General features: G+C 72.1%; 8 protein-coding genes. 5 read left to right on the forward strand and 3 right to left on the reverse strand.

Going from position 1 to position 7,612, the window contains the following annotated elements; translation table 11 throughout:
- Positions 1–47: 47 nt before the first annotated feature.
- The gene (locus tag ACFV8T_RS32380; protein WP_266419559.1) at positions 48–476 is read right to left on the reverse strand and encodes an organic hydroperoxide resistance protein; all 429 of its coding nucleotides are present in this window, start codon (positions 474–476) and stop codon (positions 48–50) included.
- An 89-nt stretch (positions 477–565) separates the two neighbouring features.
- Complete coding sequence (locus tag ACFV8T_RS32385) at positions 566–1,585, reverse strand: NADP-dependent oxidoreductase (RefSeq protein WP_385334536.1); 1,020 nt, start codon at positions 1,583–1,585, stop codon at positions 566–568.
- A 151-nt stretch (positions 1,586–1,736) separates the two neighbouring features.
- Here ACFV8T_RS32385 and ACFV8T_RS32390 point away from each other — a divergent pair, with 151 nt between their 5' ends.
- From ACFV8T_RS32390 to ACFV8T_RS32405, 4 genes are all read left to right on the forward strand, one after another.
- A complete protein-coding gene (locus ACFV8T_RS32390; RefSeq protein WP_385334538.1) occupies positions 1,737–2,180 on the forward strand; it encodes a MarR family winged helix-turn-helix transcriptional regulator in 444 nt (147 codons plus the stop codon).
- A 33-nt stretch (positions 2,181–2,213) separates the two neighbouring features.
- Positions 2,214–2,780 (forward strand): hypothetical protein, encoded by a 567-nt coding sequence (locus ACFV8T_RS32395; protein WP_385334540.1) that lies wholly within the window; start codon positions 2,214–2,216, stop codon positions 2,778–2,780.
- A 148-nt stretch (positions 2,781–2,928) separates the two neighbouring features.
- Positions 2,929–3,966, forward strand: coding sequence for a rod shape-determining protein (locus ACFV8T_RS32400; RefSeq protein ID WP_385334542.1), 1,038 nt, complete (start codon positions 2,929–2,931; stop codon positions 3,964–3,966).
- Between the two features lie 110 nt (positions 3,967–4,076).
- Positions 4,077–5,597 (forward strand): GAF domain-containing protein, encoded by a 1,521-nt coding sequence (locus ACFV8T_RS32405; protein ID WP_385334566.1) that lies wholly within the window; start codon positions 4,077–4,079, stop codon positions 5,595–5,597.
- Here ACFV8T_RS32405 and ACFV8T_RS32410 read toward each other — a convergent pair.
- The gene (locus ACFV8T_RS32410) at positions 5,575–6,006 is read right to left on the reverse strand and encodes an Lrp/AsnC family transcriptional regulator (protein WP_385334544.1); all 432 of its coding nucleotides are present in this window, start codon (positions 6,004–6,006) and stop codon (positions 5,575–5,577) included. The two genes, ACFV8T_RS32405 and ACFV8T_RS32410, sit on opposite strands and share 23 nt — an antisense overlap.
- 146 nt (positions 6,007–6,152) lie before the next feature.
- Here ACFV8T_RS32410 and ACFV8T_RS32415 point away from each other — a divergent pair, with 146 nt between their 5' ends.
- Positions 6,153–7,361 carry a nitrate/nitrite transporter gene (locus tag ACFV8T_RS32415; RefSeq protein ID WP_385334546.1) on the forward strand — a complete coding sequence of 403 codons (1,209 nt, stop codon included), beginning with the start codon at positions 6,153–6,155 and terminating at the stop codon, positions 7,359–7,361.
- Positions 7,362–7,612: the final 251 nt, after the last annotated feature.

Consider the following 7,612-nt stretch of genomic DNA (forward strand, 5'->3'; position numbering starts at 1 on the left):
GCACCCCTCCGTGGGGTGCGGCCCTCGGTCCGCTGCGAGCAAGGCGGTCAGGCGACCGACAGCTCGACCTTGATGTTGCCTCGCGTGGCGTTCGAGTACGGGCACACCTGGTGGGCCTTCTCGACGAGCGACTGCGCGGTGGCGGTGTCGACGTTCGGGATGGTGGCGCTGATCGCCACCTCCAGGCCGAAGCCGCCCTCGGCCGTCTTGCCGATGGAGACCTCGGCGGTCACCGTGGAGCCGGAGATGTCCGCCTTCTCCTGACGGGCCACCACGCCCAGCGCGCCCTGGAAGCAGGCGCTGTAGCCGGCCGCGAAGAGCTGCTCGGGGTTGGTGCCCGCGCCGCTTCCGCCCATGGCCTTCGGCGGGTTGACGATGACGTCGAGGTTGCCGTCGTCGGACGAGACGCGGCCGTCACGGCCGTTCTCGGCGGTGGCGACGGCGGTGTAGGCAACGGTTATGTCCTGAATGGTCATGCTGAGGATTCCTCCTGCTGTGCGCCGCGACTCGCGCCCACGATCGCGACGGCCTGTGGATGAGCCTAACGGGTGCGCCGGGGCGGCGGTCAGGCGAGGGAGACGATCATCTTTCCGGTGTTCTCGCCGCGCAGCAGACCGAGGAAGGCGTCGAAGCCGTTCTCGATGCCCTCGACGAAGGTCTCGCGGTACTTCAGCTCGCCCGAGGCCAGCCAGCCGGCGACGTCCTGGACGAACTGCGGCTGGAGCGCGGCGTGATCGCCGACGAGCATGCCCTGGATGCGCAGCCGCTTGCCGATGACGAGGGCGAGGTTGCGCGGGCCGGGGGCCGGCTCGGTGGCGTTGTACTGGGCGATCATTCCGCAGACGGTGACGCGGCCGTGCAGATTGAGCGAGGAGATCGCCGCTTCGAGGTGCTCGCCGCCGACGTTGTCGAAGTAGACGTCGATGCCGTCGGGGGCCGCCGCGCGCAGCTGCTCCACCACCGGGCCGTCGTGGTAGTTGAAGGCCGCGTCGAAGCCGTACTCCTCGACGAGGAGCTTGACCTTCTCGTCGGAACCGGCCGAGCCGATGACCCGCGAGGCGCCCTTGATCCTCGCCATCTGGCCGACCTGGCTGCCGACCGCACCGGCCGCGCCGGAGACGAAGACGGCGTCGCCCTCCTTGAAGGAGGCGACGTCGAAGAGGCCCGCGTAGGCGGTGAGCCCGGTCATGCCGAGCACGCCGAGGTAGGCGGAGAGCGGGGCGATCGACGCGTCGACCTTCACGGCGTGCTCGGCCGGGACCTCGGCGTACTCGCGCCAGCCGAGGCCGTGCAGGACGTGGTCGCCGACCGCGATGCCCTCGGCGTTCGAGGCGATGACCTCGCCGACCGCTCCGCCGTCCATGGGGTGGTCGAGCTTGAACGGCGGGGTGTACGACTTCACGTCGTTCATCCGGCCGCGCATGTACGGGTCGACCGAGAAGTGCAGGTTGCGGACGAGGACACGGCCCTCGCGGGGAGCGGTGACCGGGGCCTCACGCAGCGCGAAGTCCTCGGCCTTCGGCCAGCCGTGGGGGCGGGCGACGAGGTGCCATTCACGGCCGGACGTGGGAAGTGCTGCAGACATGGGCTCGGGTTCTCCTCGATGTCCTACGGGGTGGGGGAAGCTCCGACCGGGGCGGTCGGGGCCGCACCGGGGAAGCGAAATGCTTCATGTAGTGAAACAACCATGCTCCTGAATATTTCACCTTGTCAAGCAACCGGCTATCCTGGGTGTCATGGCCACCACCCGCACAGACCCTCTGACCCTCGAAGTCGTCGAGCTCATCGGTACCGTCGTGGCGCGCTACTACGAGGAGTACGACGAGGCGGCGGCAGCCCACTCGCTCACCGGTGCGCAGGCGAGGGTGCTCGGGCTGCTCGCCCTGGAGCCGATGCCCATGCGCAAGATCGCCCAGAAGCTGAAGTGCGAGCCGTCGAACGTCACCGGCATCGTCGACCGGCTGGAGACGCGCGGCCTGGTGGAGCGCAGGCCGGATCCGGCCGACCGCCGGGTGAAGCTGGCCGCGCCGACGGAGCTGGGCACCCGGACGGCGCGGCAGCTGCGCGATTCACTCACCTTCGCGCGGGAGCCGCTGGCCGAGCTGTCGGAGGGGGACCGGACGATGCTGCGGGACCTGCTGCGCCGGATGCTGGGCGAGCCGGGCCCGTCCGCCGGATAGGCCCTGGACCCGGGGTGTGGAAGCGTGGGATCCATGACCGCGCCCGCGCCCTTCGGCCCCCGTGAGTTCCAGCTCGTCCTGCTGCGCCGGATGGCCGACCACCAGCCCGGTCTCGTCGAGGACGCCCGGCACGAGCTGAGCGCCTCGCTCGCCGAGATGCGCGAGGCCAACCGCCGCTGGCAGGCCATGGTGCGGGCGCCCGGCGGACGGGGCGCGCTGCGCCGCTACCGTTCGGTGCTCGGCGAACCCGTGTCGTCCGTACGCCGCACGATCGGCGACCTGGAGTGCGACGCGCTGCGATGGCCGGTGCCGCTCTGGCCGGATCTCCGGTTCGAGGTGATGGTCGCGCCGGGCGGCGCGGTGTGGAACGAGTGGCTGGTCCGGGCGCCGGGGGCGCCGGTACCCGAGCTGCGCGCGGTCGAGGATCTGCGCCCCTGGTCGGGCACGGTCGACGAGGTCGCGCGGGCCTTCCCGCCGGCCCGCCCGATGGAAGGCAGTGCGCCGACCCGCTGGGCGCTCGCGATCACCGCGCCGGGAACGGGCGAGCCGTACGTCGCCGAGTTCACCTGGGGACTGTTCCAGCGGCTGCTGCCGGGCTGATTCCCGCGCGCCGCCCTCTTCTGCCGGCCCGTCAGCCGCGTACCTCCTACGGCTCATCCCGACGCGCGCCACGCCTTCGAACGGCGCAGTATGCGAGAGAGCCGGCTGCCCGCCGGTACCACCGTCCGCGCACTCGGGAGACCCTGCCGTGACCGTCAGTCTTGAGCAGTTGCGCCGTTGCCATGTCGCCGTCGACCTCGGGGCCGCCCGGACCCGCGTGTACGTCAAGGGCCTCGGGCTCGTCGTCGACGAGCCGAGCGTCGCCGCGGTGAACACGCGTACCGGGTCGCTCATCGCCGTCGGCGCGCTCGCCGAACAGATGACGGGCCGCACCCCCGACTACATCCGGGTGGCCCGCCCGGTCACCGGCGGAACCGTCATCGACATCGAGATGGCCCAGCGCATGCTCCGCCATCTGCTCGGCGAGAAGCTCCGCCGCCAGCTGCGCCGCAAGCCCCGGCTGCGGGCCGCCGCCTGCACCCCGCACGACAGCGATCCGCTCGCCCAGCGGGCCGCCGTCGAGACGCTGGTCGGGATCGGTGCCCGGCGGGTCGAACTGGTCGACACCCTGATCGCGGCGGCCGTCGGCTGCGGGCTGCCGGTCGAGCAGCCGACCGCCACCATGATCATGGTGTGCGGGGCCGCGACCACCCAGATCGCGGTGCTCTCGCTCGGTTCGATCGTGAGCGCCGTACGCATCCCGATCGGCGGCGACGCCATCGACCACGCGGTGATCCAGTATCTGCGCCAGCACCATGCGCTGATGCTGCCGAGCCAGTCCGTGCGCCCGCTGCAACTGGCGCTCAGCGGCAGCGGTCTGACCGCGCAGGGGCCCGCCACGACCGAGATCCACGGCCGTGACGTGGCGACCGGTCTGGCCCGCTCGGCGCGGGTCGACACCGCCGCCGTGCGCCAGGCCATCCACGCCCCGCTGACCGCGGTCCTGGACGGGCTCGGCGCGATCCTGCGCGACTGCCCGCCCGACCTGGTGGCCGACCTCGTGGACTGCGGGATCATGATGGTCGGCGGGAGCGCGCTGCTGCCCGGTCTCGACCAGATGCTGCGGGACGCGACGGGCATGCAGGTGCACATCGCGGAACGTCCGGACGTCTGCGCGGTGCTGGGGCTCGGTGCCATGCTGGACGGAAAGATCGAGCCGTTGGTCCTCGACCCGCTCGCCTGCTGAGCACCCCGGGGGTGCGGTGTATGACCGACGACACGACGGACACGGCCGCCGGGCCGTCCGGCGAGAAGGCCGCCGCCGCGGCCCCCGTCCCGGAGAAGCCCCCGCTGTCGATGCTCCTGGAAGCGGTGCTCGGCATCGGTTCCGATCTCGAACTGCGGGCCATGCTCCAGCAGATCGTGGACACCGCTACGGCGCTGACCGGGGCCCGGTACGGCGCGCTCGGCATGCTCGACCCGGAGCACGGCACCATCGGCGAGCTGTACACCTCGGGGCTCGACGACACCGAGCGGCAGCGGATCGGCCGGCTCCCGGACGGACACCCGGGGATGCCCGGCGTCCTCGCCGACGAGCCGGAGCCGTCGCACCCCGACGAGCCGGCCGCCGGCCCCCGGGCGGGCCGAGTACCGCCCGGCCATCCGCCGACGCGCCCCTTCCTCGCGGCGCCGATCCAGGGCCACGACCAGGCCTTCGGCAACCTCTGCCTCACCGGGAAGCACACCGGCGGCTTCACCGACTCGGACGCGGCGGTGCTGAGGGCGCTGGCCGCGCAGGCCGGCATCGCCATCGCCAACGCCCGGCTGTACGCGGCGGCCCGGCAGCGGGAGCGCTGGATCGAGGGGGCGGCCGCCGTCACCACCGCGCTGCTGACCGGCGAGAGCGCGGCCGACGCGTTGACGACCGTCGCCGAACGGGCCAGAACGCTCGCCGACGCCTGCGCCGGGGTCATCCTCCAGCCGAACGAGGCGGGCGGGATGGAGATCGTCACCGCGTCCACGCTCGACGACCCGGCCGGGATCATCGGTACGGCGATCGAGCCCGGCTCCGCGGTACTGGTCCAACTGCTTGGCGGAGAACCGGTGTTCATCGAGGACTCGGCGACCGACCCGCGGATGACGACGCATGTGCGGTCCCGGTTCGGCCCCAGCATGATGCTGCCGTTGCAGAGCGGCGGGCGTCTGATCGGCACCCTCGCCCTGCCCCGGCGGCGCGGCGACCGCCCGTACACGGCCGTGGACCGGCTGCTGGCCACGCAGTTCGCCTCGCAGGCCGCGCTCGCGCTGGTCCTGGCGGACGCCCGGCACGACCGGGAACAGCTCGCGGTGTACGAGGACCGGGACCGGATCGCCCGCGATCTGCACGACCTCGTGGTCCAGCGGCTGTTCGCGACCGAGATGATGCTGGAGTCGACCCGCCGCCGGGCCGCCGCCCCGGAGACGGACGAGCTGCTGGGCAGGGCCGTCGACGAACTGGACTCCACCATCCAGGAGGTCCGGACGGCGATCTTCGCCCTTCAGCAGCCACCCGCCGAGGCCCCCGCCACCTTCCGCGGCCGGGTGCTGCGGGAGACCGGGGGCGCCGCCGCCGTACTCGGCTTCCCGCCGTCGGTGCACTTCACCGGGGCGGTCGACGCACTGGTCCGGGACCCCGTGGACCGGCAGCTGCTCGCCGCGCTGCGGAGCGCCCTCGCGTCCGCGCACCGGCGGACCGGGGTGTCGGCGATCGAGGTGGAGGTGGACGCGACGGCCGAGCTGCCGGACGGGCGGGCCGCGGTACGGCTGACGGTCGCCGACGACGGGCGCGAGGAGAACGGCTCGCGCCCGTCCACCGTCACCTGGCAGGCGCCGCTCTGAGCGCGACCCGGGTGTTGGAGTGGGCGACCCCCGCCTCCCGTTTGAGCCTGCGCAGCAGGCCGTCCAGGGCCGCGGTGTCGGCGACGGTGGCCCGTACGAGATAGTCGTGGCCGCCGGTCACATGGACCACTTCGGTGATGCCGGGCAGGGCGAGCACGGCCCGCTCGAACACCTCGTTCGTCGTATCGATCCGCAGCGTCACATCGATGAAGACGACCAGGCCGGTACGGGTGTCGGCGGCCGGATCGATGATCACGGTGAAGCCGCGGATGACACCGTCGCGGCGCAGTCGGCGTACCCGGTCGGCCGCCGCGTTGGCGCTGAGCCCGACCCGTACGCCCAGATCGCGGTACGAGATCCGGGCATCCTCCTGGAGGACGCCGAGGATTTCTCTGTCGAGACGGTCCATACTGCGATTGTCGCAGCTTTGTCCGGTTCGTGACTGGGCAAGTCGCGCTCGGCGATACCCCTCCCCCGCTCTCGGCCACCGGACGCGTGGACCCGCTTGGCGCATTCCGGCAGGCCCAGGGCCTGCGCCCGCCCTTGACTGAAGGGGTGGATACAGCTGTCGAACAGTCCCCCACCACGGTCGACAGGCCGTCCTCGGCCGCCTGCCGCAACCTTGTGATGGCCACGATCGGTTTCGGGCTCACCTTCTGGGCCTGGAATCTGATCGCGCCGCTGTCCGGGGCCTACAAGGAGCGGCTGGGGCTGAGCTCGTTCGAGCAGTCGCTGCTGGTGGCGGTGCCGGTGCTGGTCGGTTCGCTGGGCCGGATCCCGGCGGGCGCGCTCACCGACAAGTACGGCGCACGGCTGATGTTCCCGCTGGTCTCGGCGCTCACCATCGTGCCCGTGCTGCTGCTGATCCCGGCGAGGGACTCCTACGGCACGATGCTCGCGGTGGGTTTTCTGCTGGGCCTGGGCGGTACCACGTTCGCGATCGGTATCCCGCTGGTCAACTCGTGGTTCCCGCCCGCCAAGCGGGGCCTGGCGCTCGGGGTGTTCGGCATGGGGATGGGCGGGGTCGCCCTGTCCGGGTACTTCACCCCGCGCATCGCCGGCCACGGCGACAACCTGCCGTACCTGGTGGTCGCGGCGGCGCTCGTGGTGTACGCGGCGCTGGCCGCCGTGCTGGTCACCGACCGGCCGGGCCGCCCGGTGCCGACCGACTCGCTGGCCCACCGGCTGGCCGACGCCGGACGGCTGCGGGTCACCTGGGAGCTGTCCGCGCTGTACGCGATCGGCTTCGGCGGAATCGTCGCGTTCGGCGTCTATCTCCCCACGTATCTGAAGACCTGGTACGACCTGTCGCCCACCGACGCCGGCACGAAGGCCGCCGGGTTCGCCCTGGTCACGGTCGTCTTCCGGCCGATCGGCGGCTGGCTCTCGGACCGCGTCCACCCGGCCGTGGTCACGGCGGCGGCGCTCGGCCTGGCCGCCCTGATGGCGATCGTCCAGGCCTTCGACCCGCCGCTGGCCCCGGGCGGCACGATCGCGCTGCTCTGCATGGCGGCGGGCCTGGGCACCGCGAGCGGCAGCGTCTTCGCCCTGGTCTCGCAGGTGACGCCGCAGGCGAAGGTGGGCAGCGTGACCGGGATCGTCGGCGCGATGGGCGGGCTGGGCGGCTTCGTGCCGCCGCTGGTGATGGGGGCGATCTACAGCGCGAAGGGCTCGTACTCGATCGGCTTCATGCTGCTGTCGGACCTGGCGCTCGCGGGGTGCGTGTACGCGTACGGCCGCATGCGGGGACTCCAGCGGGACTAGGGTCTCTCGTTCGGATCATGCCGGGCTCGCGTGCCCCGGCACCGCGCCTCGCCGCGTTGTCGTCGGTCGCCGACGCTCCGCGTCGCCTCCCTCCTCCGCCCTGCGATGCACGGCACCGGACCCCGCTCCCCGATCCGGCCCGATCCAAACGAAAGACCCTAACTTGATCTTTAACCTCGCGGTCCGAACGAGTCCTCGTACTTGATCACTCAGACTAGTAACTGCCGTACATGCGGGCGGCCTTCGGCTGA

It is taken from the genome of Streptomyces sp. NPDC059832 (assembly GCF_042731715.1).
Classification (GTDB): Bacteria; Actinomycetota; Actinomycetes; order Streptomycetales; family Streptomycetaceae; genus Streptomyces.